Source organism: Pseudomonas sp. PB101, assembly GCF_009764265.1.
In the GTDB taxonomy this organism is placed as follows: domain Bacteria; phylum Pseudomonadota; class Gammaproteobacteria; order Pseudomonadales; family Pseudomonadaceae; genus Aquipseudomonas.
Map to the genome: position 1 here is coordinate 70,836 of NZ_RWIR01000092.1, position 23,891 is coordinate 94,726.

Consider the following 23,891-nt stretch of genomic DNA (forward strand, 5'->3'; position numbering starts at 1 on the left):
CCGGTTTCTCTCGTCTCATGCCCGCTATTACCACAGACCTGCCTGCCCTCGCCCAATCCATCAAGGACTGGGGCCGCGAGCTGGGCTTTCAGCAAGTCGGCATCAGCGGCCTCGACCTGGGCGAGCACGAGCTGCACCTGGAGCGCTGGCTCGCCGCCGGCTACCACGGCGAAATGGACTACATGGGGGCCCACGGCAGCAAACGCTCGCACCCGGACGAACTGGTGCCCGGCACTTTACGCGTGGTTTCGCTGCGCATGGACTACCTGGCGGGCGATACCCACATGGCGAAAATGCTCGCCCAGCCAGAAAAAGCCTACGTCTCGCGTTATGCCCTGGGCCGCGACTACCACAAGTTGATCCGCAAGCGCGTGCAACAGCTGGCGGACAAGATTCAGGCGCAAATCGGCCCGTTCGGCTTCCGTGCCTTTGTCGACAGTGCTCCGGTGCTGGAAAAAGCCATCGCCGAACAGGCCGGCCTGGGCTGGATCGGCAAAAATACCCTGGTGTTGAATCGCAAGGCCGGCAGTTACTTTTTTCTCGCCGAACTGTTCGTCGACCTGCCGCTGCCGGTCGATCCGCCCCACGCCAGCGAACATTGCGGCCGTTGCAGCGCCTGCCTCGACATCTGTCCGACCAACGCCTTCGTCGGCCCCTATGTGCTGGATGCCAGGCGCTGCATTTCCTACCTGACCATCGAACTCAAAGGCGCCATCCCTGAAGACCTGCGACCGCTGATCGGCAACCGGGTGTTCGGTTGCGATGACTGCCAGATCGTCTGCCCGTGGAACCGCTTCGCCCGCCCGACCGGTGAAAGCGATTTCAAGCCGCGGCACAACCTGGACAATGCCGGGCTGGCGGAATTGTTCATGTGGGATGAAGAGAAGTTCTTGAGCAGCACCGAAGGCTCGCCATTGCGCCGGACCGGTTACGAAAACTGGTTGCGCAACCTGGCGGTAGGATTGGGGAACGCGCCTTCAACGATCCCGGTCCTGGAAGCGCTGAAGGCGCGACGGGAGCATCCTTCGGCACTGGTGCGTGAACATGTCGAGTGGGCGTTGCGGCACCATGCCGAACGTCAGGCTTCGTCGTTATAGACGAACTTGGGCATTTCCCAGTGAAAACGGATCGCCAGCAGGCGCAACAGAAATCCGCCGAACAAGGTGATCAGAATCGATTGCTCATCGGGTAATTGCAGATAGATGCAGAGCATGTAGGTCCACGCCGCGGCAAACGACACGCTGGCATAGAGCTCACGCCGAAAGATCAGCGGAATATCGTTGCAGAAAATGTCCCGCAGGATACCGCCGAAGACGCCGGTGATCACGCCGCTGACGGCGGCGACCAACATGCCATGACCCATTTCCAGGGCGGTGATGCAGCCGATCAGGGTGAAAGCCACCAGCCCCATGGCATCGAGCACCAGGAACAGCGAGCGTAAATGCCGCATCCAGCGCGCCGTGAACACGGTGATCATCGCGGCAGCCGTGGTCAGCACCAGGTATTCCGGGTGCTTGACCCACGTCAGCGGGTAATGCCCGAGCAACACATCGCGTACCGAACCGCCCCCCAGTGCCGTGACACAAGCGATCAACACTACACCGAACCAGTCCATGCCGCGGCGCCCGGCAGACAGGGCGCCGGTCATGGCTTCGGCGGTGATAGCGATCAGGTAGAGCATCAGTAGCATGGTGGCGGTCCTTGCACAAAGGCGCGCAGTCTACTCAGTTCGCTTGAGCACCAAAAGAGGGCATCGCGACATGCAGGAGCCGGCTTGCCGGCGATGGCGTCCTCATGGGCCCCATCGCTGGCAAGCCAGCTCCTGCAAGGTCGGGCTTCAAGATCAGGCTTTGATGAAATGCTTGCGGTAGTGCTGCAACTCGGCAATGGATTCGCGGATGTCGTCCAGCGCCAGGTGGGTGCTGCCCTTCTTGAAGCTGTCGCGCACGTCCGGCGCCCAGCGCGCGGCCAGCTCTTTGAGCGTGGACACGTCGAGGTTGCGGTAGTGGAAATAGCTTTCCAGGGATTTCATGTGGGTATAAAGGAAGCGACGGTCCTGGCAGATGCTGTTGCCGCAGATCGGCGACTTGCCCTTCGGCACCCACTTCTCGAGGAAGGCGATGGTTTGTGCTTCGGCTTCAGCCATGCTGATGCGGCTGTCGCGAACCCGCTGGGTCAGCCCGGAACCGCCGTGCTGACGGGTGTTCCACTCGTCCATGCCGGCGAGGATTTCGTCGCTGTGATGAATGGCGATCACCGGGCCTTCGGCCAGGGTGTTCAAGTCACTGTCGGTGACGATGGTGGCCATTTCGATGATGACGTCGGTGTCCGGGTTCAGACCGGTCATTTCCAGGTCGATCCAGATCAGGTTCTGTGGGTTTTGCATGTTCGGCTCCTAGGCAATGCTGCGCAGTTTAGCCTAGGCCGGTAGCCGGGCGTGCTAAACTCGCGGCCGTTTTACCTAATCGCTGCATTCTTGATACGGAACACCCATGGCCAAACGCCAACTCAATCGTCGTCAAAACTGGCGCATCGAAAAGATTCAGGGCGAACGCGCTGCCCGCGCCGCCAAACGCGAGTCCTCGGCTGTCGAGGCACTCGAAGGTGGCGACCTGGGCCCGGAACAGCACGGCCTGGTGATCGCGCACTTCGGTGTGCAGGTCGAAGTCGAGGCCCGGGACGGCGAACTGGCCGGACAGGTGTTCCGTTGCCACCTGCGTGCCAACCTGCCGGCGCTGGTGACCGGCGATCAGGTGGTGTGGCGTGCCGGCAACCAGGGCATCGGCGTGATCGTGGCGCAACTGCCGCGCAACACCGAACTGTGTCGTCCGGACAGCCGCGGCCAGCTCAAGCCTGTTGCGGCCAACGTCGACATGATCGTCATCGTGTTTGCGCCGCTGCCCGAGCCCCACGCCAACCTGATCGACCGCTATCTGGTGGCGGCCGAACATGCGGGCATCAAGCCGCTGTTGCTGCTGAACAAGTTCGACCTGATCGACGAAAACAACGCTCCGGCGCTGAACGCCTTGCTCGCCGTGTACCGCACCCTCGGCTATCCGGTGCTGGAAGTGTCCGCGCACCACGGCAACGGCATGGAGCAATTGCAGGCGCAACTGGACGGGCGCATCAGCGTGTTCGTCGGCCAGTCCGGTGTCGGCAAGTCGTCGCTGGTCAACAGCCTGCTGCCGGATGTCGAAACCCGCGTCGGCCCGCTGTCCGAGCTGTCCGGCCAGGGCACCCACACCACCACCACCGCGCGGTTGTTCCACTTCCCCGGCGGCGGTGAGCTGATCGACTCCCCGGGCATCCGCGAATTCGGCCTGGGCCACGTCAGCCGTGCCGATGTCGAAGCCGGCTTCATCGAGTTCAACGACCTGCTTGGCACCTGCCGCTTCCGCGACTGCAAGCACGACCGCGAACCCGGCTGCGCCCTGCTCAAGGCCCTTGAAGACGGCCGCGTGCAGCAGCAACGGATGAACAGCTACCGCTCGATCATCGCCAGCCTGCCGGAAAACGGCTACTAAACAGATGCACCGACCGCCCTGCCTTGAGCAGGTCGGTCGGCGGCCGAATCCTTCCCTCATTTACACGTCAGACCTTTCTGTAGGACGCGCGCCCGCGAGCCTGTAGGGAATTTCTCTTTCCGCGGCTGCCTCTTGTAGCCGCACTGCAATCGCCTAAGTTCAAACCCTCTTCGCACTCCGCGAGACCGAGGGAAAACCCATGCAAACCTACCATCTGTTCATCAGCCACTCGTGGAACTATCCGCATGCCCACGACAATCTCGTGCGCCTGCTCAACGCCAAGCCCGGCTTCACCTACAAGAATTTTTCAGTCCCCACGGACAACCCGATTGTCGGCGCGAAAACCGACAAGCAACTTGAGGAGGCCATCGAAAACAAGATCCGCCCATGCTCGGCGGTGTTGATCATGGCCGGGATGTATTCCACCTACAGCAAGTGGATCAACAAGGAAATCGAGATCGCCAAACGCATGGGCAAAGTGATCATTGCGGTGAAGCCGTTCGGCGCCGAACGCATTTCCACGGTGGTACGTGATGCGGCACACGCCGAATGTGCATGGAACACCAACAGCATCATCAGCGCGATTCGCCAGCATACGGCGGTGTAGCCATGCGCAAGGGACTGTTTATCGGCATCAACGACTACACCCACGTTTCGCGACTGAGCGGTTGCAGCAATGACGCTATGGCCATGGCGTCCGTGCTCAAGACTGACGCCAACGGCGATCCGAACTTCAAGAACATCGTGCTGACCTCCGCCGAGGACTACCTTAGCCGGGAAAAACTCGAAGACCAGATTCGCGAGCTGTTTGCCGGGGACTGCAATGTCGCGCTGCTGTATTTCGCCGGGCACGGCAGCTTCGACACCGACACCGACGAAGGCATGTTGATCCCGCAGGATTACAAGAGCGCCAAGGACGGGATTCGCCTCAGCGACATCCTCAACTGGGCGAGCAAGGCCACGAAGATCAAAAACAAAGTGATCATTCTCGATTGTTGCCAGAGCGGCTCGGCCGGCGAACTGCGCGCCTTGCGCAGCGAGGGCAGCGTGGTCGGCGAAGGCATGACCATTCTGACTGCCTGCAAAAAGGAAGAGCCTGCGATGGAGGGCGCGCAACACGGCGTGTTCACCGGGCTGTTGCTTCAGGCCCTGCACGGCGGGGCAGCCAACATCCTGGGCAAGATCACCCCCGGCAGCCTTTATTCATTTGTCGACAACGCACTTGATGCCTGGGAACAGCGCCCGGTGTTCAAGACCAACGTGTCGCAGTTCATTTCCTTGCGCGAAGTGTCACCGCTGATCCCCAAGGAAATCCTGCGCAAACTCCCCGAGTGGTTCGCAGAGGCCGAGTCGGTATACCCCCTCGCCCCCAGCTTCGAACCGACCGAACCCGAGTTCAACCCGGAACACGGCGATGTCTTCGCCCAACTGCAAAAGTGCAATCGTCACAGCCTGGTCGAACCGGTGGACGCCGAACACATGTACTACGCCGCCATCCACTCCACTGGCTGCCGCCTCACCGCCCTCGGCGCCTATTACCGCGAACTCGCGATCAAGGGACATTTCTGATGCCAGTATTTATCAGCTACCGCCACATGGACCGCGCCTATGCGATCAACATCAACACCCGCCTGATCCAGGCCAATATCAAGACCTACCTCGACGTACTGGACCCCGAATCCCAGACCACCGACGACATCACCGGGGTGATCACCCGCAACATCAGCGAATGCACGCACCTGCTCGCGGTGGTGTCGGAGAGAACCGCACGGTCGTGGTGGGTCCCGTTCGAAATCGGCGAGGCGACCATCACCAACCGGCGCATCTGCTCGTTCAAGACCGGCCCGACCGAGCTGCCGCTGTACTTGGACAAGTGGCCAAAGCTGACCAACGAGCGGGACATCGACTTCTTTATCGATGCCTATCGAAACGAAACGACACAAAAGCGCGCGATGGGGCTGGAATCGGTGACCGGCAGCGAATCGGTGCGCAGTGTTAACAAATCCAATGCGGATCGCTTTCACGCCGAGCTCAAGACGCGAATCCTCCGTGGGTTCTGACGCTCTGTAGGAGCCGGCTTGCCGGCGATGGATTTAAATTCGTCGAGTGGTTCCAGACAGTACGCGTAATCGTTAACGACCATCGCCAGCAAGCTGGCTCCTACAGGGGGGGGCGAGAACGCCGCACAAAAAAGCCGACATCGCTGTCGGCTTTTTTGTTGGTCACTGCTTGGCTGGCTCTCCCGGTTTCGGTGCCGGGTCTTCGAACAGGTTCAGACGCTCGCGCAGTTCGTGGGCCGGCAGCGGTTGCTTGTCCGCCGGCAGCGCATTCGGGTCGACCGGTGCAGCCGGCGCGGTCGAACCTTGCGGTGCATCAGGTGCCGGCTCTGCGCCCTGCGACCCTTCGATCGCACGCTGGGCTTTCTTGGTCAGCACGACGATGTCGATACGACGGTTGACCGGGTTGAACGGATGCTCGCGGTCAAACAGGGCCGACGAGGCATAGCCGACCACGCGTGCCACCTGTGCATCCGGATAACTGCCCGCCACCAGCGCACGACGGGCGGCGTTGGCACGGTTGGCCGAAAGCTCCCAGTTGCCGAAATCGCCGGTGCCGGTGTAGGGCTTGGCATCGGTGTGGCCGCTGATGCTGATCTTGTTCGGCACTGCCTTGATGGTGTCGGCCATGGCCAGCAGGATGTCTTCGAAATACGGCTTCAAGCGAGCCGAACCCGAGTCGAACATCGGGCGGTTTTCCGCGTCCATGATCTGGATGCGCAGGCCGTCCTGAGTGATCTCGAACAGGATCTGATCCTTGAACTTCTGCATCTGCGGGTTTTCTTCGACCTTGTTCTGCAGTTCTTGCAGCAACAGTTCGAGGCGTTCCTTTTCGACCTGCTCGGCCATGCCTTCGACCTGGTCGGTATCGACGGTGACCTTGTCCGGCTGCGGCTGGGACTTCACCTCGGGGTTGAGGGTGTTTTCCGGCGCCAGGGTCGGCGTGCCGCCCAGATCGATGATGTACGGCGTGCCGCTTTCGGAAAAGCCGATCGGGTCCTTGAAGTAACCGGCGATGGCAATCTTCTGCTCCGGCGTGGCGGTGGACAGCAGCCACAACACCAGGAAGAACGCCATCATCGCCGTGGCGAAGTCGGCGAAGGCGATTTTCCAGGCGCCCCCGTGGTGCCCGCCAGCAATGCGCTTGACGCGCTTGATAATAATCGGCTGATTATTTTCCATGACTTAACGACCGCGAACCGCTTGTTCCAGCTCGGCGAAGCTTGGACGGTGCGCCGGGTACAGAACCTTGCGCCCGAACTCCACGGCCAGCGATGGCGGCATGCCGGAAGCCGAAGCCACCAGCGAGGCCTTGATGGCTTCATAGACGTTCAGCTCTTCCTTGGCATCGTGGGCCAGGGAATGGGCCAGCGGGCCGAAGAAACCGTAGGCGGCGAGAATACCGAAGAAGGTACCTACCAGCGCCGCACCCACGTGCAGGCCGATGGACTTCTGGTCGCCCTCACCCAGCGAAGCCATGGTCACCACGATACCCAGTACCGCCGCGACGATACCGAAACCGGGCATGGCGTCGGCGATGCCGTTGACCGCGTGGGATGGGTGTTCCAGGTCTTCCTTGAGGCTGAACAGCTCCATGTCGAACAGGCCTTCAAGCTCATGCGGAGCCATGTTGCCGGAGGACATGATGCGCAGGTAATCGCAGATGAACGCGGTCATGCGTTCGTCCTTGAGCACTGTCGGGTACTTGGCGAAGATCGGGCTCGCGGCGGCGTCTTCGATGTCGCCCTCGATGGCCATCATGCCTTCGCGGCGGCTCTTGTTGAGGATCTCGTAGATCAGGCCCAGCACTTCCAGGTAGAAGGCATGGTTGAACCGCGAACTGAACATGCTCAGGGACTTCTTGAGCACGTGCATCGTCATGTAGCCGGGGTTGGCCTGCAAGAATGCGCCGAGGGCCGCGCCGCCGATAATCATGACCTCGAAAGGCTGGATCAGGGCGGCAATCTTGCCGTGGGAAAGCACGTATCCGCCGAGCACGCTCGCGAATACGACGATGATGCCGATAATTTTAGCCATAGGTAGGAGAGCACTTACTGAGTCGGGTTCAAGGTCATATTCGGAAGTTAAAAAATCTCTTCTTCTACTTATCGGCAAAACTGCGCCAGACTATAGCCAGTTCAGGCGAAAAGCTAATTCGACCCAATCCGGGCACAGGTAATGTTGACGATGATCGCCTCCCACCATGGTTAACGAAACGAACGTACCAACACCAAAACCGACAACGCTCGAGGGCTGGATCAAGCTGCTCGATGGCGTACGTCTTCCCGTTCCGCAAGCCAGCCACGACCGTGTCTGCAAGGCCATCCGCGACAATCGCAGCTCGCTGCGCGATATCGCCGACCTCATGCAAGGCAGCCCGGCCCTGGCCTTGAGCGTGATTCGCGAGGCCAACCGGCACAGCCACGGCGGCATGACCGAGCCTGCGGAAAACCTCGAGATCGCGATCAACCGCCTTGGCCTCAAGCGCACCGAAGAGCTGCTCGAGCGCCTGCCCGCCGAACCTCACGCCGAGATTCCCAAAGCCTTGCGGCAGCTGCAGATGATCAGCCAGCACGCCACGCAACAGGCCAACGGTTTTTTTGCCAGTCGCCTGGCGCGCCTGTGGCAGGACATCCACTGGGGCAGCCTGCTGTTTCTTTCGCCTCTGTGGCCGCTGGCGCTGACCCATCCAAAACTGCTCGAAGAGTGGGAACTGCGGGTCATCCAAAAAGGTGAGTCGGCACGCAAGGTCGAACAACAACTGTTTGGTGTACGCCTGCTGGACATCGGCCAGGCCCTGGTGGATATCTGGCGCTTGCCGATCTGGGTGCAGCAGGGTTATCGCCTGTTGCTCACGGAACAGCGGGAACTGGTCAAAGTCCTGCGCATCGCCCGCGACAGCGAGCACCCATTGCGCCAGCAGAACCGCCTCGATGACGATCCGACCCTGCGCCGCTGGCTCAACCAGCCAGCCAACACAGTGCTGCTCGCCAACGGTCTGGCGCTGTCGGCGCAACACGCCTGGGACAGTCCGCACAGTGAGCGCTGGCAGTACCTGACCAGCCTTTACCTGCAAATGCCGATGGACGATGTGCAACAACAGTTGCACCAGCAAGCCGCCAACAGCGCGCGCAATCACGCCATGCCCGACCTCTGGCACCCCGCCGAATCGCTGATCTGGCCGTGGGGCATGAACCGTGTCCACGCCGGACTGCTGCCGGCCGCGGCACCCACGGCCGAAGATCTGGCGAAATGGCGCAGGCAATGCGCCGAATTGCTGGTCGAGCCGAGCCGCTTCACCAATGCCATGCACTTGACCATCGCCGCACGGGACGCCCTCGTGGCCTGCGGCATGCGTCGGGTGATGATCCTGATGGCCGACCGCACCCACGCCAACCTGCGCGTGCACCAGACGGCCGGCCTGGCGAAGGAAGCGGCCGGGCTGAATTTCGTGGTCAGCCAGAGCAACGTGTTGCAACGCCTGCTCACGCAACAGGCCCAGGTGCGCCTGACGCCAGCCAACAACGCGCAATTCTCGGCCCTGCTGCCCAACAGCCTGCGTTCGCAGTTCAGTGGCGAACACCTGCTGCTGCGCTCGCTGGTCAACAATGGCCGGGTGATCATGATCGTCGTGGCGGACCAGGGCGGCGGGCCGTTTTCGGAAATTTCCGTACAAGCCTTCGGCAAAACCGCGCAGTGCATTGAAAAAGCCCTGCACAGCTTTAGCAACCGAGGCCAATAAGGCTGCGCTACAATCCTCCCTTTTGTGCTCTGGAGACCTCACATGTCTGACTTCTCTGGCTTGCCGCTGGTGATCGAGCCGAGCGACTTGCTCCCTCGCCTCGATGCCCGCGAACTGATCCTGGTGGACTTGACCAGTACCGCCCGCTATACCGAAGGGCACATTCCCGGCGCGCGCTTTGTCGATCCGAAACGCACGCAGCTCGGCCAGGCCCCGGCCCCGGGGCTGATGCCCCCGCCGGCAGCACTCGAAACACTGTTTGGCGAGTTGGGCCACAACCCCGACGCGGTCTACGTGGTGTACGACGACGAAGGCGGCGGTTGGGCCGGGCGCTTCATCTGGTTGCTGGATGTCATCGGCCACAGCCAGTACCACTATATAGACGGCGGCCTGCCGGCCTGGCTGGCTGAAGGCTTGCCGATGTCGATCCAGATCCCGCCACCCGTGGGCGGCCCGGTTCCACTGACCTTGCACGAGGAACCCACGGCCACCCGCGAATACCTGCAAAGCCGTCTCGGCGCCGCCGACCTGGCCATCTGGGATGCACGCGGGCCACTGGAGTATTCCGGTGAAAAGGTCCTGGCAGCCAAGGGCGGGCACATTCCCGGCGCGGTCAATTTCGAATGGACCGCCGGCATGGACAAGTCGCGCCAGCTGCGCATCCGCACCGACATGCCGCAGATCCTCGAACAACTCGGGATCAGCAAAGACAAAGAAGTGATTACCCACTGCCAGACCCATCATCGTTCTGGCTTCACCTATCTGGTGGCCAAGGCTCTCGGTTATCCGCGGGTCAAGGGCTACGCCGGCTCCTGGGGCGAATGGGGCAACCATCCCGATACGCCCGTAGAGATCTAAGGTTTTTAAGGACAGTAAATGAACAAGCGTCTGTTTATCATCAGCCAGTACCTGCTACCCCACAACCTGCTCTCGCGACTGGCCGGCTGCGTTGCCGAATGCCGCGTGCGCTGGTTCAAGAACGCCTTTACCGCCTGGTTCGCCAAGCGCTATCAGGTGGACATGTCCCAGGCATTGGTCGAAGACCTGACCGCCTACGAGCACTTCAACGCCTTCTTCACCCGCGCACTGAAAGACGGTGCCCGCCCGCTGGACGAGACCCCGGGCGCGATCCTCAGCCCGGCCGACGGCGCGATCAGCCAACTCGGCCCGATCGAGCACGGTCGCGTGTTCCAGGCCAAGGGTCACAGTTTCAGCGTGCTGGAACTGCTGGGTGGCGATGCGGCGAATGCTGCGCCGTTCATGGGCGGTGACTTCGCGACCATCTACCTGTCGCCGAAGGACTACCACCGCGTGCACATGCCGCTGGCCGGTACTCTGCGCGAAATGGTCTACATCCCGGGCCGCCTGTTCTCGGTGAACCAGACTACCGCCGAAAACGTTCCGGAACTGTTCGCCCGCAACGAGCGCGTGGCGTGCATTTTCGACACCGAGCGCGGGCCGATGGCCGTGGTGCTGGTGGGCGCGATGATCGTGGCATCGATCGAAACCGTCTGGGCCGGCCTGGTCACCCCGCCGAAACGCGAGCTGAAAACCTTCCGCTACGACGAAGCCGCACGTGCGCCGATCCACCTGGAAAAAGGTGCGGAACTGGGTCGCTTCAAGCTGGGTTCGACCGCTGTCGTGCTGTTCGGGCCGGATCAGGTCAAGTGGGCTGAAGAAATGACCGCCGGCACGGCGGTGCAGATGGGTCAGGGTATGGGCTCACCAAAAGCCTAAGCGCTCACCTGGTCCACCGCCGATGCAAACCTGTAGGAGCCGGCTTGCTGGCGATGGCGTCCTCAAGGGCCCCATCGCCAGCAAGCCGGCTCCTACAGTAGCTTGCAGTGTTAGAGCTGGCCGTCGCGATCGCGGAAGCCCAGCAGATACAGCACGCCATCCAGCCCCAGGGTCGAGATCGCCTGCTTGGCCGACTGCTTGACCAGCGGCTTGGCACGGAACGCCACACCCAACCCGGCAATCGCCAGCATCGGCAAGTCGTTGGCGCCATCGCCGACCGCAATGGTCTGCTCCAGGCGCAAGCCTTCCTTGTGTGCCAGTTCCTTCAGCAGATCAGCCTTGCGCTGCGCATCGACAATCGGCTCGACCGCGACGCCGGTGACCTTGCCGTCAACCACTTCAAGTTCGTTGGCGAACACATAGTCGATACCCAACTTGGCCTGCAGTTGCTTGGCGAAGTAGGTAAAGCCACCCGACAGGATCGCGGTCTTGTAGCCCAGGCGCTTGAGTTCGGCGAACAGGGTTTCGGCACCTTCGGTCAGGCGCAGCGAGGCGCCGATGGAATCCAGCACATTGACGTCCAGACCTTTGAGCAAGGCCAGACGCTCCTTGAAGCTGGCGCGAAAATCCAGCTCGCCGGCCATCGCCCGCTCGGTGATTTCCGAGACCTTGTCACCGACGCCAGCCGCCTTGGCCAGTTCGTCGATCACTTCGGCTTCGATCAGCGTCGAGTCCATGTCGAACACCGCCAGGCGACGGTTGCGACGGAACAGCGAATCTTCCTGGAAGGCGATGTCGACGTTCAGTTCCTGGGCGACGCTGAGGAATTCGGCACGCAACGCCTGCGGATCAGCCGCCTCGCCACGCACGGAAAACTCGATGCAGCCCTTGCCCTTGTCGGCCGGGGTGTCCAGCGGCATGCGCCCGGACAGGCGATCGATGTGGTCGATGTTCAGGCCATACTTGGCGGTGATTGAGCTCACGGCCTGCAACTGCCCGGCTGTCACCTTGCGGGTCAACAGGGTCACGATGTGGCGTTTTTTGCCCTGGTTGCCGACCCACTGCTGGTAATCCTGTTCGGACACCGGCGTGAAACGCACCTGTTGATCGAGCTCATAGCCCTTGAACAGGATGTCCTTGAGCACGGACTTGCCTTGTTCGGTGTCGGGAATTTCAACCAGGATGCCGAACGACAAGGTGTCGTGGATCACCGCCTGACCGATGTCGAGAATGTTCACACCACCCTGGGCCAGAACGCCGGTAATGGCCGCAGTCAGACCCGGACGGTCGACTCCCGTGATGTTTATCAGGACGATTTCGCGCAAGGCGCACCCCCGCAGGTGGAAAAAAACCGCATTCTACCCACTTTCAGTGACCATCGGGCACCGTGAGCGCTTTGACGGTCCTAGGCCTGTCGCTATACTGCGCGTCAACTTCACGGACAAAAGAGCCGAGCTCAAGTGAACCGGCCCACGCCAGTAAAAACCGATAACTTCTTCCTGCTGATCTTCCGGGCACTGCGCCACCGCCGTGTACCGATTGCATTGCGCATCGCCAGCCATAACGTGATCCTGGTCGCCCTGGCCCTGGTCATCTATGCCGGTGTGATGGGCTTGCAGTTCAAGCAGGCCATGCACGAGCAGGCGGATGCGCTGGGCGAAAGCCTGACGACGCAGACGGCCACCTCGGCCACCGAGCTGTTGGTGTCCAACGACATCCTCAGCCTCAACGTGCTGCTCAATAACCTGACCAAGAACAAGCTGGTGGCCCACGCCGCCATCTACAGCCCGGACAATCGCATCCTCGCCGAATCCGGCCAGCGGCCAAAGCATGGCCTGCTGGGCGAAGCCGAGGGCATGTACCAGAGCAAGATCACCTTCCAGGACGTGACGGCCGGGCAACTGCGCATCAGCCTGGACATGGACCAGTTCCAGCAGCCGATGACCATCAGCCTGCAAAGCATGGGCATCCTCAGCGCGATCCTGCTGGCCCTGTCCCTGGCCTTGAGCCTGCGCATGGGGCGGTATCTCTCCACGCCGCTGCTGCAATTGCGGGTGTGGCTGCGCAATATCGACGAATACACCCCGGCCACCGACCGTCAGGACGAGATCGGCGACCTGGCGCGCCAGCTGCACGCCAACTTCGCCCCGGAGCCCGCCCCTGTGCCGGAGCCGGAACCCGAACTCGACGACGTCGAAGACGAACCGGAATTCGAAGTCCGCAACCTGCGCGATCCGAGTTTCGACGAGAGCCGCCCGGTAGCCGCGCTCAAGCCTGCGCCACGGCAGATCGTCAGCACCGTTGAAGACGACGATGACGAAGATCCGTTCGCCGATCTGCGCGATGAATCGCTGAGCAGCCCCCCGCAACCGGTGATCCGCAAGGCCACGCCGAGCGTGCCGCAACACAGCGCGGTGCTGGCGGTGCAACTGGGTTCCCAGGAGCAATTGCGACGCCTGCCGCGGGCGCGTCTTGAAGAACTGCTCGAACGCTATCGCGATTGCCTCGACCAGGCCGCTTCGCTGTATCAAGGCGAAGTGGAGACCCTGAACGATGGCAGCACGTTGATGCTGTTCCACACCGAAGACAGCGGCGACGATTACCTGACCAACGCCATTTGCTGTGGCGAACTGCTGCGGGCCCTGGGCCACCAGTTGCAGATCGAAGTCGCGGACAGCGGCATCACCCTGCAATTGCAGCTGGGCCTGACGCTCGGCGACGAACTGTTCGGCCTGAGCCAGATCGACCTGCTGCTGACCGACCCCGCCCAGGACGCCCTGGCCCTGTCGCAACACAGCCGCAACCTGCTGCTGGTGGAGCGCAAGATCAGCGACGACGCATTAATTCGCCAGCGCGCACGGATCCGCCCGATTGCCAGCCCTGAAGGTGCTTGCTGCGTGGAGCGGTTGATGGAGCCATATCCGTCGATGCTGGAGCGGCAACTGGCGCGGATGCACGAGCGCCGCGCTTAAGCCACAGGCCCCGATGTGAAGAAGCCCGCAGATGAGTGATCGTCTGCGGGCTTTTTTGTTGCCTGCTCTGGCCTCATCGCGGGCAAGCCCGCTCCCACAGGTTCAGGGGCGCTCACATCATTTGTGTACGGCGCGGACACTGTGGGAGCGGGCTTGCCCGCGATGAGGCCAGAACAGGCCCTGAAGATCTCCCGGCTGCAGAAACAACAAAGCCCGCACAAGGCGGGCTTCGTTTCAAATCCATCCGGACTTAGAAGCGGAACACTTCCATATCCGTACGAATAGGCGCGGCCATCGGGATCTTCGGCTGCTTTTCCTGCTCTACCGCCGGTGCTGCCGGCTTGGCGGCCGGTTTGCGCGGGACTTCGGCGATCGGCGGCTGGTTGGCCAGCGGCTTGAGCGCCACCGACAGTTGCTCAGCCAGGCGTTGCAGTAACACGCCCTGGGCCTGGACCTGTGCCGCCGTCGTCCCGGCATGCTGCTCCTGCAAATGGATGATGCGGTTGTCGCGGACCTGCCCGCGACGGTCGATCAGGCGCCATTGCGCGTCGAGGATCGCCGGTTGCTTTGCACCCGAGTCCAGGCGCGTGATGGTCAGCAGCACCTGCACGTCCGGAGTGAAGCCCAGTGTCGCCGGGGCCAGCACTACGCGCTGGCTATCCAGGTGACCTGCGACCTGACGCAGCAACAACTGATCGATATCCGACGAAAGGCTGCCGGCCCAACGACCGTCGGTCGAAGCCTGCAAGCTGCCATCCGGCTGACGCTGCAACAGGGTTTCGCGTTGCAGGTAGTCGGCAACGGTGACCGGGCCCAACAATACCGCCATGCCCGCGTTCTGTGCAGGCTGAACCGGACTTCCAGCGTCCAGCTGATACAACGACACCGGTTGGTGAACGCTGCAACCCGCCAGGCCAAGAACGCCGGCGAGCATAAGAATAAAAGGAAGGCGCAGAGCAGTCATCGTCCCATCCAGGTGATCAATAAAAGGCTGATCACAGTGAAAATACTCAATAAATATGAAGAACGCGCGGCAGTGCCGGCGCTTGAAAGGCCATATCATCCGTGAATATGCGTTCCGACTCCAGCGCAAAGCGCCGAACTACGGGTTAAATCGTAGATCGGCGGCTCTAAATCGCCTTCTTCGGTCAATTGATCGAGTTTTCGACGAGCAGCGCATCGACCCTCTGGAAGCCCCGCGGTAGTTTATTGCCACGACGGCCACGTTCACCCTTGTAGTGTTCGAGGTCGTCCGCTTTCAGTGACAAGGTCCGTTTACCGGCCTGCAACACCAGCGTTGCACCGTCCGGCAATACGGCGATGTCCGTCACATACTCTTCGCGACTGGCCACTCGCTCACCGGGAATCCCGATGATCTTGTTGCCTTTGCCCTTACCTAATTGTGGCAGGTCGCTGATCTTGAATATCAACAGGCGACCTTCGGTCGTCACCGATGCCAGCCAGTTCTGCTCACGATCGGCCACAGGACGCGGCAACATGACCTTGGCATTGTTCGGCAGGCTCAACAGCGCCTTGCCTGCCTTGTTCTTGGCTTGCAGGTCCTCCCCCTTGACCACGAAACCGTAACCGGCGTCGGAAGCGATGACATACAACGCATCGTCTTCCGGCATCAGCACACATTCGAAACTCGCTCCCGGCGGCGGCGTCAGGCGACCGGTCAACGGTTCGCCCTGGCCACGGGCCGACGGCAAGGTGTGGGCGGCCACCGAATAACTGCGGCCGGTGGAGTCGATAAACACCGCGAACTGGTTGGAGCGCCCGGCTGCCAGCGCCTTGAAACCGTCCCCGGCCTTGTAGGAAAGGCCCGTGGCATCGATCTCGTGGCCTTTGGCGGAGCGAATCCAGCCTTTTTCCGACAGAACAACGGTCACTTTCTCGTTCGGCAGCAGATCGTGTTCGGTCAGGGCCTTGGCTTCGGCGCGCTCGACGATTGGCGAACGACGGTCGTCGCCATAGGTTTCGGCGTCCTTGATCAGCTCGGTGCGCACCAGCTTCTTGAGCTTGGCTTCGCTGCTCAGCAGGGCTTGCAGCTTGGCTTGTTCCTTGAGCAGTTCATCCTGCTCGGCACGCAGCTTCATTTCTTCCAGGCGCGCCAACTGACGCAGACGGGTGTCGAGGATGTAGTCGGCCTGGATTTCGCTCAGGGCGAATCGCTCGATCAGCGCGGCTTTCGGATGCTCCTCGGTACGGATGATGTGGATCACTTCGTCCAGGTTGAGGTAAGCGATCAACAAACCGTCCAACAGGTGCAGGCGACGCTCGACCTTATCAAGGCGGAATTGCAGGCGACGACGCACGGTCTGCACCCGGAACTCCAGCCATTCGACCAGCAGCGCACGCAGGTTTTTCAGCTGCGGCTTGCCGTCCAGGCCGATGATGTTGATGTTGACCCGGTAGCTCGACTCCAGCTCGGTGCTGGCGAACAGGTGCTGCATCAAGGCGTCGTGGTCGAAGTTTTTCCGCGCCCCAGGAATGATCACGATCCGGCACGGGTTCTCGTGGTCGGACTCGTCACGCAGGTCGGCGATTTGCGGCGCCTTGGACGGCTTGGCCTGCATCATCGCAGCGATCTGCTCCAGCACCTTGGCACCGGACACCTGATGCGGCAGCGCGGTGACGATGATGTCGCCGTCTTCGATGTGATACACGGCGCGCATGCGCACCGAGCCCTTGCCGGTTTCATACATTTTCAGCAGGTCGGCGCGCGGCGTGATGATTTCCGCTTCGGTCGGGTAGTCCGGACCCTGGATGTGCTCGCAGAGCTGTTCGACCGTGGCCTTGGGCTCATCGAGCAAACGCACGCACGCCGTGGCGACTTCGCGCAGGTTGTGCGGCGGCACATCGGTGGCCATACCCACGGCGATACCGGTGGTGCCGTTGAGCAGAATGTTCGGCAGACGGGCCGGCAAGACCAGCGGCTCGTCCAGCGTGCCGTCGAAGTTCGGCCCCCAGTCCGCCGTGCCCTGGCCCAGTTCGCTGAGCAGCACTTCGGAATAGCGCGACAGCCGCGCCTCGGTGTAACGCATGGCGGCGAATGACTTGGGATCATCCGGCGCACCCCAGTTGCCCTGGCCATCGACCAGCGTGTAGCGATAGCTGAACGGCTGGGCCATCAGGACCATGGCTTCGTAGCAGGCCGAGTCGCCGTGGGGGTGGAATTTACCGAGCACGTCACCGACGGTACGCGCCGACTTCTTGTGCTTGGAATCGGCGTCCAGCCCCAACTCGCTCATCGCATAAATGATGCGGCGCTGTACCGGTTTCAGGCCGTCGCCGATATGCGGCAAGGCACGGTCCATGATCACGTACATGGAGTAGTTGAGGTAGGCATTTTCGGTGAAGTCAGCCAGTGACCGGCGTTCTACACCGTCCAGGCTGAGATCAAGGGAGTCGCTCATGCGGGCCTCATCGGTTCGTTGTCTGGCGCAGCAGCATGGTGCCACCGCGCTGGGTAAATTCAAGTTTGTTCAGTGCGCTCATGCCGAGCAACACCTGATCGCCATGCAGCCCCGGGGCCACCAGTGCACGAACGTCGTGCAACACGATGTCGCCCAGTTGCAGGCGTTCGATACGGGTGCGATAACCCTGGCTCAGGCCATTGGCCGTGCTCAGGGTCACGCCGAATCCTTCTTCGAGCTTCAAACGCTTGGCCAGGTCCAGAGGGATCGATACATCGGTCGCCCCGGTATCGAGCATGAAGTCCACCGGCTGGCCGTTGATCTGACCGCTGGCGACGAAATGCCCCTGCACATTGCTGACCAGCTTCACTTCAATGAAGCCTTCGCCCTGCTCCGAACTGACCACCACATTCGGATTTTGCTGCCGCGCTTCCCACTGGCCGAAAAACCGCGTGGCCAGGAACAGCGCCGCGCACCAGGCCAGCACCATGAACACTCGGCCGATGCGCTGACCCGGCGATTGTTGTTTCACGGTTTGGCACTCCAGCCGCCTTCCGGTGCCGCGAAGCGCCAGACCACCGGACGCACTTCACCATCGGCACGCGCACCAAAGTTGTTGTCGACACCGATCCAGGCGCCATCGGCATCCACGATCAACGCTTCTTCCAACCCGTAGTTCTGTGGATAACGACGGTTTTCCTGCAGCAACTGGGCGGCGTACGACCAGCAGCGCTCAACCTTGGCCGTCTGCGCATCGCGGCGACAAATCTGATAGCTGTTGCGCTCAAGCGTGAACAGCTTGCCGTCGAACAGCGACACGTCAGAGAAATCCCGCGAGACAGCTCTGGCGCGGGGAAACTGCTCGGGTTGCATTTCCATGCCGGCCTCGCTCAGCAGCACGCAGCCACCGTCGCAATCCCACAACGTCTGCTGGCGCTTGATCATCAGCAGCCCCCGGCCTTGACGCTCGGCGGCGAGCCACATCTGATCCCCCGCCGGATTGATCACCAGCCCTTCGAACAGTGCATTGAATTGCAACAACAGGCCTCTGGCCCGAGCCTCGCGCACCAGCATCGGCGAGATCTTCAGCCAAGCGGGCGACCCCGTTGGCGGCACCTGCAAGACTGCGGCATGGCCTTCGCTGACGATGTAGCGATTGCCGGCGCTGTCGCAGGTGATGCCTTCGAAGTCCAGATCGCCGCCACGCACGAACGAAGCCCCCCAGACGCTGGACTTCAGCCCCCAGGGCAAACCGCTGTCAGGCACCGGTGGCACCTCAATGCGCACCTCTTCAGCCTGCCAGTCCGGTTCGCGGGTATCGAGGCGATAAATCTGATCATCGTCACGGTCGGAAACCGCCCACAGATCGTTGCCACACTGCGCCAGCCCGGACAGGTTGCCGCCGCGCATGCCGTTGACGACATGCCCGGACAACAGGCGCAACTCTGGCGCCGGTTCGGCACAGACCGTGATCGACGTCAGCAGCAACCCACAGGCCAGGGCAAAGCCCAGACGCATCAGCCCAGCACCTCGGCCAGGTTGCCCTTGGACTCCAGCCAGGTCTTGCGGTCACCGGCGCGCTTCTTCGCCAGCAGCATGTCCATCATTTCCGAGGTCGCCTCGAAATCTTCCAGGGTCAACTGCACCAGGCGCCGGGTGTTCGGGTCCATGGTGGTTTCACGCAGCTGCGGCGGGTTCATTTCACCCAGACCCTTGAATCGGGTGACCTGCGGCTTGCCGCGCTTCTTCTCGGCCACCAGGCGATCGAGGATGCCATCGCGTTCGGCTTCATCGAGGGCGTAGTAGATCTCTTTGCCCAGGTCGATGCGGTACAGCGGCGGCATGGCGACATAGACGTGACCGGCATCTACCAACGGGCGGAAATGCTGGACGAACAAGGCGCACAGCAATGTCGCGATGTGCAGGCCGTCGGAGTCGGCGTCGGCGAGGATGCAGATCTTGCCGTAGCGCAGCTGGCTCATGTCCGCCGCGCCCGGATCGACACCGATGGCCACGGCGATGTTGTGCACTTCCTGGCTGGCCAGCACTTCGCTGCCGTCGACTTCCCAGGTGTTGAGGATCTTGCCGCGCAACGGCAGGATCGCCTGGAACTCTTTGTCCCGCGCCTGCTTGGCCGAGCCGCCGGCGGAATCACCTTCCACCAGGAACAGTTCGGAACGCATCGGGTCCTGCCCGGCACAGTCGGCCAGTTTGCCCGGTAGCGCCGGGCCCTGGGTAATGCGTTTGCGCTCGACCTTCTTGCTGGCCTTGAGGCGACGACCGGCATTGTTGATCGCCAGCTCCGCCAGCAGCATGCCGGTTTCCGGGTTGGCGTTGAGCCACAGGCTGAACGCATCCTTGACCACACCGGAGACGAACGCCGCCGCTTCACGGGACGACAGGCGCTCCTTGGTCTGGCCGGAGAATTGCGGCTCCTGCATCTTCATCGACAACACGAAGGCAATGCGTTCCCAGACGTCCTCCGGCGCCAGCTTCACGCCGCGCGGCAACAGGCTGCGGAATTCGCAGAATTCGCGCATCGCATCGAGCAAGCCCTGGCGCAGACCGTTGACGTGAGTGCCGCCCTGGGCTGTCGGGATCAGGTTGACGTAGCTTTCCTGCACCGCGTCGCCACCTTCGGGTAGCCACAGCAGTGCCCAGTCGACCGCTTCCTTGTTCCCGGCGAAGGCGCCGCAGAACGGCTCGTCCGGCAGGCGTTCGAATTCGGTGACCGCGTCCACCAGATAGGAACGCAGGCCGTCTTCGTAATGCCATTCGACTTTCTCGCCGGTGGCCTTGTCTTCAAAACTGACCAGCAGCCCCGGGCACAGCACGGCCTTGGCCTTGAGCACGTGCTTGAGGCGGCTGATGGAGAATTTAGGGGAGTCGAAGTATTTCGGATCCGGCGCGAAGAACACGCTGGTGCCGGTGTTGCGCTTGCCGACAGTGCCGATGATTTCCAGCTCGGTGGCCTTGTAGCCATCCTTGAAGGTCATCTGGTACTCGTTGCCGTCACGCTTGACCCGTACCCGCACTTCGGTGGACAAGGCGTTGACCACGGAAATACCCACCCCGTGCAAACCGCCGGAGAACTGGTAGTTCTTGTTGGAAAACTTGCCGCCCGCGTGAAGCTTGGTGAGGATCAGCTCGACGCCCGAAACGCCTTCTTCAGGGTGAATATCCACCGGCATGCCACGGCCGTCATCGCTGACTTCCAGCGAGTGATCGGCATGCAGGATGACCTGCACCGAGCTGGCATGCCCGGCCAGGGCTTCGTCGACACTGTTGTCGATGACTTCCTGGGCGAGGTGGTTCGGCCGACTGGTGTCGGTGTACATGCCGGGGCGCTTGCGCACCGGGTCGAGGCCCGAGAGGACTTCGATGGCGTCTGCGTTATAGGAGCTAGCGCTGGGAGTGGCCATGGGGTCTCGTCGTCCTTCAGTGAAAAAAGTGCTCAGTGAATATGGAAAGCGATGAAAACAGACACTGCATCAAAGCGATGTGAAATCGATTGCCTGATACAAATCGGCGCCAATGCCGGCAAAACTCAGCATGGCCGGCAGTTGCGCGGCAAAACCCTGGAAACTGTGGTCGCCGCCGGCCTGGATACGCAAGGCGCATGCCCGGTAATACTGCTGGGCGAGGCGATAGTCCAGCGTTTCGTCAGCGGTTTGCAACCACACCTGATAACGCTGTGGATCCCGGGGCGCCGGCACTTCCAGCTCGGCCAGGGCCGTCACGTGGTCGTGGGTCAATTCCCAGGCTTCATCTGTATACAGGTTTTTCTGCGTTCCCAGATAACCGTCGAACATCCGGTGCGGGCCGACGGCAGGGTTGATCAACAAGGCTTTCAAACCATGGCGCTCGGCCAGGTGAGTGGCATAGTAGCCGCCGAGCGAGCTGCCGACCAGCAGTGGCCGTCCCAGTTCGGCAATCGCCTGTTCCAGCTGGGTTATCGCCTGGCGCGGGTGATGGTGCAATGCCGGCACGCGCAACTGTTCACTCAGGCCCAGACGCTCCATCACCGCGACCAACTGGCAGGCCTTCTTCGACAACGGCGAGCTGTTGAAGCCGTGGATATAAAGGATCGAACCGGACATTTGAGCTCCCTGTGCGCTGGCTAAAAAGGCGGAGTTTACAGGGACTCGGGGGAATCGGGGGTATCCGCGGAATTCAGGGTGCCTGAGCGGACGCCATCGCGGGCAAGCCCGCTCCCACAGGGATCTTGTGAATGACGCAAAACCAATGTGGGAGCGAGCTTGCTCGCGATGGCCGCGCCACGGTATCCCGGAATGACACTAATAACCGTTGGAACCGTAATCCACGGTGAAATCAAACCCCGTGACCCGCTCCACCCCGGTTTCCAACCGCCCGTCGGGCAGCAACCGCAACCAGCGATACCCGGGCGCCTGTTCGCCGACCTTGAAATCCTCGCTGCCCGGTTCGAACTGGATGCAGGTCGAGGGCGAGGCGAGCAAACGCACGCCGCTGCGCAATTGATCGATTTCCTGGTGCACATGCCCCCACAGCACGGCTCGTACCTGTGGAAAACGATCCAGCACTTCAAAAAACGCCTCGGGATTACGCAGGCCGATAGGCTCCATCCACGCGCAACCAATCGACACCGGGTGATGGTGCAAGCACACCAGATGATGGCGCTCCGGCGCCTCGCTCAACGAGCGGGCGAGCAACTGCAATTGTTCGTCCTGCAAGTAACCCGGCACCGAGCCTGGCACCGCCGAGTCGAGCAAGGTGACCCGCCAGTTGCCGATATCCACCACAGGTTCCAGCAAAGCGCTCTGCACCGCGGCCTCGGCCATGATCTGCGGCTCATCGTGATTGCCCGGAATCCAGCGCGCCGGTGCATCGAGCTGGCGTGTCATGTCGCGAAACTGCTGGTAGGACTCCAGCGTCCCGTCCTGGGACAGGTCACCCGTGGCCAGAATCAAGTCAATCCGCGGCTGTTGCGCGCGCACCAGTTCGATGACCTTTTGCAGGCTGTCGCGGGTGTTCATGCCCAGCAACGTACCGTCCGCTTCGGCATACAGATGACTGTCGGAGATTTGCACCAGCAACGCCGGATCGGCGGTGGTCAATGTGGATACGCTCGGCAAGGCGTTCTCCCAGGGCGTGATCACGGGGATGGGTAAGTGCCGCAATTATGCTGGGGGACGATCGAAAGGGGAAATCCGAGAACCTGACAGGGTTCACAACTAACGAACTACTTCGTATTCATGCCCCAGCGCCAGGCAATGGCTCAGCCATTCGCCCAGAAACATGTTCAGCTGGGCTTTTTCGTCCGGCTGGTGCATCGAGGCGTTCGGGTAAGGATAGATGCCGCGAAAGCGTCGCGCATGTTCGGCGCTGACCACTTCGGCCATGCGCGCGTCGTGATAGACCTGCACTTCCAGTTGCGGCACCGGCAGCCACGGCAGGCTGTGCTCCTGACGCACTTGCAGGGTCGTGGTGTAGGGACAGGTCAGCAACACCTCCAGGGCCAGCACACCGAGCATCTGGTCGCCATGGGTCACGGCGATGCGCCTGGCGGCCGGCTCGCTGCGCATGTCCGGCAGCAGTCGCATCAGGCGTGCGTAGTTCGCCTCGCAGGACGCTTGCAGCCCCACCAGGTCCACCCGATAGCGATCGCGCAGCTTGTTTACGACCATAACCCCCTCACTTCAACGCGGTTCAAAGCCAGCCATTGCAAGGCAATGATGCTCGCCGCGTTGGCAATCCGCCCATCGCGCACGGCTTGCAGGGCATCTTCGAACGCCCAGACCGTGACGCGAATATCTTCTGCTTCTTCCTCCAGCCCATGCAGGCCGCCGACGCCCGTCGTGTCGCAACGCCCCAGGTACAAATGCACGAATTCGTTGCTGCCGCCCGGCGATGGAAAATATTTGGTCATCGGCCACAACGCACCGATGACCAGCCCAGCTTCCTCCTGCGCTTCGCGGTGAGCAACTTCTTCCGGTTGTTCATCCTTGTCGATCAGACCGGCAACCAGTTCGATCAGCCACGGATTGTCGGTCTTGCCCAGGGCGCCGACGCGAAACTGCTCGATCAGCACCACTTCGTCGCGCTGCGGATCATAAGGCAGCATGCACACCGCATCATGACGAACGAACACTTCGCGATTGATCTCGCGGCTCATGCCGCCAGCGAACAATTCGTGGCGCAAGTGCACACGATCGAGCTTGTAGAAGCCCTCGAAGCACTTTTCGCGCCGAACGATATCTACGGCGGTCGGAATGGCGTTGGCAAAATCCGTCATGACAATCCTCTTGCTACAAACCTATACGAGGTTCCTTTTTCCGGAGCCTCGACTTCGCGCCATCCTAACGCGCCCGTGACGTTTGATGCAGCCCCTTTCCCGTCAGCGGGATGGACGGTGAGGGCGAAACCCTCTCTAATCAGCTTAGTGGCGAACTGATTGCTTT

At 61.6% G+C, this 23,891-nt stretch carries 23 protein-coding genes; 9 read left to right on the forward strand and 14 right to left on the reverse strand.

Annotated features, from left to right (window positions below; genetic code table 11):
• The first annotated feature begins 17 nt into the window (after window positions 1–17).
• Window positions 18–1,097 (forward strand): tRNA epoxyqueuosine(34) reductase QueG, encoded by a 1,080-nt coding sequence (gene queG / locus EI969_RS27820; RefSeq protein WP_160390526.1) that lies wholly within the window; start codon window positions 18–20, stop codon window positions 1,095–1,097.
• Here queG and EI969_RS27825 read toward each other — a convergent pair.
• Window positions 1,079–1,690 (reverse strand): trimeric intracellular cation channel family protein, encoded by a 612-nt coding sequence (locus EI969_RS27825; protein ID WP_160390527.1) that lies wholly within the window; start codon window positions 1,688–1,690, stop codon window positions 1,079–1,081. The two genes, queG and EI969_RS27825, sit on opposite strands and share 19 nt — an antisense overlap.
• A gap of 153 nt (window positions 1,691–1,843) precedes the next feature.
• Entirely contained in the window at window positions 1,844–2,386 is a 543-nt protein-coding gene (gene orn, locus EI969_RS27830) for an oligoribonuclease (protein WP_110658016.1), read from the reverse strand.
• A gap of 106 nt (window positions 2,387–2,492) precedes the next feature.
• Here orn and rsgA point away from each other — a divergent pair, with 106 nt between their 5' ends.
• From rsgA to EI969_RS27850, 4 genes are all read left to right on the forward strand, one after another.
• The gene (rsgA, locus tag EI969_RS27835) at window positions 2,493–3,524 is read left to right on the forward strand and encodes a small ribosomal subunit biogenesis GTPase RsgA (RefSeq protein WP_015093224.1); all 1,032 of its coding nucleotides are present in this window, start codon (window positions 2,493–2,495) and stop codon (window positions 3,522–3,524) included.
• 199 nt (window positions 3,525–3,723) lie between these two features.
• Complete coding sequence (locus tag EI969_RS27840; protein WP_160390528.1) at window positions 3,724–4,131, forward strand: TIR domain-containing protein; 408 nt, start codon at window positions 3,724–3,726, stop codon at window positions 4,129–4,131.
• Window positions 4,132–4,133: 2 nt separating this feature from the next.
• Entirely contained in the window at window positions 4,134–5,093 is a 960-nt protein-coding gene (locus tag EI969_RS27845; RefSeq protein ID WP_008048055.1) for a caspase family protein, read from the forward strand.
• A complete protein-coding gene (locus EI969_RS27850) occupies window positions 5,093–5,584 on the forward strand; it encodes a toll/interleukin-1 receptor domain-containing protein (protein ID WP_160390529.1) in 492 nt (163 codons plus the stop codon). Before EI969_RS27845 ends, EI969_RS27850 begins: the two co-directional genes overlap by 1 nt.
• A gap of 162 nt (window positions 5,585–5,746) precedes the next feature.
• Here the strand turns inward: EI969_RS27850 and motB are convergent, their stop codons facing one another.
• Window positions 5,747–6,763, reverse strand: a complete 1,017-nt coding sequence (motB, locus tag EI969_RS27855; RefSeq protein ID WP_160390530.1) for a flagellar motor protein MotB — start codon at window positions 6,761–6,763, stop codon at window positions 5,747–5,749.
• A gap of 3 nt (window positions 6,764–6,766) precedes the next feature.
• Window positions 6,767–7,618, reverse strand: a complete 852-nt coding sequence (motA, locus tag EI969_RS27860; protein WP_015093220.1) for a flagellar motor stator protein MotA — start codon at window positions 7,616–7,618, stop codon at window positions 6,767–6,769.
• 166 nt (window positions 7,619–7,784) lie between these two features.
• Here motA and EI969_RS27865 point away from each other — a divergent pair, with 166 nt between their 5' ends.
• From EI969_RS27865 to asd, 3 genes are read left to right on the forward strand one after another with little or no spacing between them, the layout of a single operon-like run.
• Window positions 7,785–9,323 (forward strand): HDOD domain-containing protein, encoded by a 1,539-nt coding sequence (locus tag EI969_RS27865; protein ID WP_160390531.1) that lies wholly within the window; start codon window positions 7,785–7,787, stop codon window positions 9,321–9,323.
• Window positions 9,324–9,365: 42 nt separating this feature from the next.
• On the forward strand, window positions 9,366–10,181 hold the full coding sequence (locus tag EI969_RS27870) for a rhodanese-like domain-containing protein (protein WP_160390532.1): 816 nt from the start codon (window positions 9,366–9,368) through the stop codon (window positions 10,179–10,181).
• Window positions 10,182–10,199: 18 nt separating this feature from the next.
• Window positions 10,200–11,060, forward strand: a complete 861-nt coding sequence (gene asd, locus EI969_RS27875; protein WP_160390533.1) for an archaetidylserine decarboxylase — start codon at window positions 10,200–10,202, stop codon at window positions 11,058–11,060.
• A gap of 110 nt (window positions 11,061–11,170) precedes the next feature.
• Here the strand turns inward: asd and serB are convergent, their stop codons facing one another.
• A complete protein-coding gene (gene serB, locus EI969_RS27880; RefSeq protein WP_057395688.1) occupies window positions 11,171–12,385 on the reverse strand; it encodes a phosphoserine phosphatase SerB in 1,215 nt (404 codons plus the stop codon).
• 135 nt (window positions 12,386–12,520) lie between these two features.
• On the opposite strand from serB, the gene EI969_RS27885 reads away from it, so the two are divergent.
• Window positions 12,521–14,032, forward strand: coding sequence for an AhpA/YtjB family protein (locus EI969_RS27885; protein WP_160390534.1), 1,512 nt, complete (start codon window positions 12,521–12,523; stop codon window positions 14,030–14,032).
• Window positions 14,033–14,282: 250 nt separating this feature from the next.
• On the opposite strand, the gene EI969_RS27890 is transcribed toward EI969_RS27885, so the two are convergent.
• The 9 genes from EI969_RS27890 to EI969_RS27930 all read right to left on the reverse strand — a co-directional run bounded on the left by EI969_RS27890 (window position 14,283) and on the right by EI969_RS27930 (window position 23,725).
• Complete coding sequence (locus tag EI969_RS27890; RefSeq protein ID WP_160390535.1) at window positions 14,283–14,996, reverse strand: membrane integrity-associated transporter subunit PqiC; 714 nt, start codon at window positions 14,994–14,996, stop codon at window positions 14,283–14,285.
• Between the two features lie 184 nt (window positions 14,997–15,180).
• Window positions 15,181–17,451: a DNA topoisomerase IV subunit A gene (gene parC / locus EI969_RS27895; protein ID WP_160390536.1), complete on the reverse strand. Its 2,271-nt coding sequence runs from the start codon at window positions 17,449–17,451 to the stop codon at window positions 15,181–15,183.
• Between the two features lie 7 nt (window positions 17,452–17,458).
• The gene (locus tag EI969_RS27900) at window positions 17,459–17,983 is read right to left on the reverse strand and encodes a TIGR02281 family clan AA aspartic protease (RefSeq protein ID WP_160390537.1); all 525 of its coding nucleotides are present in this window, start codon (window positions 17,981–17,983) and stop codon (window positions 17,459–17,461) included.
• Window positions 17,980–18,969: an esterase-like activity of phytase family protein gene (locus tag EI969_RS27905; protein WP_160390538.1), complete on the reverse strand. Its 990-nt coding sequence runs from the start codon at window positions 18,967–18,969 to the stop codon at window positions 17,980–17,982. Before EI969_RS27905 ends, EI969_RS27900 begins: the two co-directional genes overlap by 4 nt.
• On the reverse strand, window positions 18,969–20,873 hold the full coding sequence (gene parE / locus EI969_RS27910; protein WP_150714639.1) for a DNA topoisomerase IV subunit B: 1,905 nt from the start codon (window positions 20,871–20,873) through the stop codon (window positions 18,969–18,971). The genes EI969_RS27905 and parE overlap by 1 nt, the downstream gene beginning before the upstream one ends.
• Before the next feature lie 69 nt (window positions 20,874–20,942).
• Window positions 20,943–21,551 (reverse strand): YqiA/YcfP family alpha/beta fold hydrolase, encoded by a 609-nt coding sequence (locus tag EI969_RS27915; protein WP_160390539.1) that lies wholly within the window; start codon window positions 21,549–21,551, stop codon window positions 20,943–20,945.
• A gap of 198 nt (window positions 21,552–21,749) precedes the next feature.
• Window positions 21,750–22,565, reverse strand: a complete 816-nt coding sequence (cpdA, locus tag EI969_RS27920) for a 3',5'-cyclic-AMP phosphodiesterase (RefSeq protein ID WP_160390540.1) — start codon at window positions 22,563–22,565, stop codon at window positions 21,750–21,752.
• A gap of 99 nt (window positions 22,566–22,664) precedes the next feature.
• Window positions 22,665–23,117 (reverse strand): DUF1249 domain-containing protein, encoded by a 453-nt coding sequence (locus EI969_RS27925; RefSeq protein WP_007977461.1) that lies wholly within the window; start codon window positions 23,115–23,117, stop codon window positions 22,665–22,667.
• A complete protein-coding gene (locus EI969_RS27930) occupies window positions 23,108–23,725 on the reverse strand; it encodes an NUDIX domain-containing protein (RefSeq protein ID WP_150714642.1) in 618 nt (205 codons plus the stop codon). Before EI969_RS27930 ends, EI969_RS27925 begins: the two co-directional genes overlap by 10 nt.
• Window positions 23,726–23,891 lie beyond the last annotated feature (166 nt).

What these genes read in the sequence shown, in the direction of transcription:
- queG (WP_160390526.1), top strand. Translation starts at nt 18, where the DNA reads ATGCCCGCTATTACCACAGACCTGCCTGCCCTCGCCCAATCCATCAAG.
- EI969_RS27825 (WP_160390527.1), bottom strand. Translation starts at nt 1,690, where the DNA reads ATGCTACTGATGCTCTACCTGATCGCTATCACCGCCGAAGCCATGACC.
- orn (WP_110658016.1), bottom strand. Translation starts at nt 2,386, where the DNA reads ATGCAAAACCCACAGAACCTGATCTGGATCGACCTGGAAATGACCGGT.
- rsgA (WP_015093224.1), top strand. Translation starts at nt 2,493, where the DNA reads ATGGCCAAACGCCAACTCAATCGTCGTCAAAACTGGCGCATCGAAAAG.
- EI969_RS27840 (WP_160390528.1), top strand. Translation starts at nt 3,724, where the DNA reads ATGCAAACCTACCATCTGTTCATCAGCCACTCGTGGAACTATCCGCAT.
- EI969_RS27845 (WP_008048055.1), top strand. Translation starts at nt 4,134, where the DNA reads ATGCGCAAGGGACTGTTTATCGGCATCAACGACTACACCCACGTTTCG.
- EI969_RS27850 (WP_160390529.1), top strand. Translation starts at nt 5,093, where the DNA reads ATGCCAGTATTTATCAGCTACCGCCACATGGACCGCGCCTATGCGATC.
- motB (WP_160390530.1), bottom strand. Translation starts at nt 6,763, where the DNA reads ATGGAAAATAATCAGCCGATTATTATCAAGCGCGTCAAGCGCATTGCT.
- motA (WP_015093220.1), bottom strand. Translation starts at nt 7,618, where the DNA reads ATGGCTAAAATTATCGGCATCATCGTCGTATTCGCGAGCGTGCTCGGC.
- EI969_RS27865 (WP_160390531.1), top strand. Translation starts at nt 7,785, where the DNA reads ATGGTTAACGAAACGAACGTACCAACACCAAAACCGACAACGCTCGAG.
- EI969_RS27870 (WP_160390532.1), top strand. Translation starts at nt 9,366, where the DNA reads ATGTCTGACTTCTCTGGCTTGCCGCTGGTGATCGAGCCGAGCGACTTG.
- asd (WP_160390533.1), top strand. Translation starts at nt 10,200, where the DNA reads ATGAACAAGCGTCTGTTTATCATCAGCCAGTACCTGCTACCCCACAAC.
- EI969_RS27890 (WP_160390535.1), bottom strand. Translation starts at nt 14,996, where the DNA reads ATGACTGCTCTGCGCCTTCCTTTTATTCTTATGCTCGCCGGCGTTCTT.
- parC (WP_160390536.1), bottom strand. Translation starts at nt 17,451, where the DNA reads ATGAGCGACTCCCTTGATCTCAGCCTGGACGGTGTAGAACGCCGGTCA.
- EI969_RS27905 (WP_160390538.1), bottom strand. Translation starts at nt 18,969, where the DNA reads ATGCGTCTGGGCTTTGCCCTGGCCTGTGGGTTGCTGCTGACGTCGATC.
- parE (WP_150714639.1), bottom strand. Translation starts at nt 20,873, where the DNA reads ATGGCCACTCCCAGCGCTAGCTCCTATAACGCAGACGCCATCGAAGTC.
- EI969_RS27915 (WP_160390539.1), bottom strand. Translation starts at nt 21,551, where the DNA reads ATGTCCGGTTCGATCCTTTATATCCACGGCTTCAACAGCTCGCCGTTG.
- EI969_RS27925 (WP_007977461.1), bottom strand. Translation starts at nt 23,117, where the DNA reads ATGGTCGTAAACAAGCTGCGCGATCGCTATCGGGTGGACCTGGTGGGG.
- EI969_RS27930 (WP_150714642.1), bottom strand. Translation starts at nt 23,725, where the DNA reads ATGACGGATTTTGCCAACGCCATTCCGACCGCCGTAGATATCGTTCGG.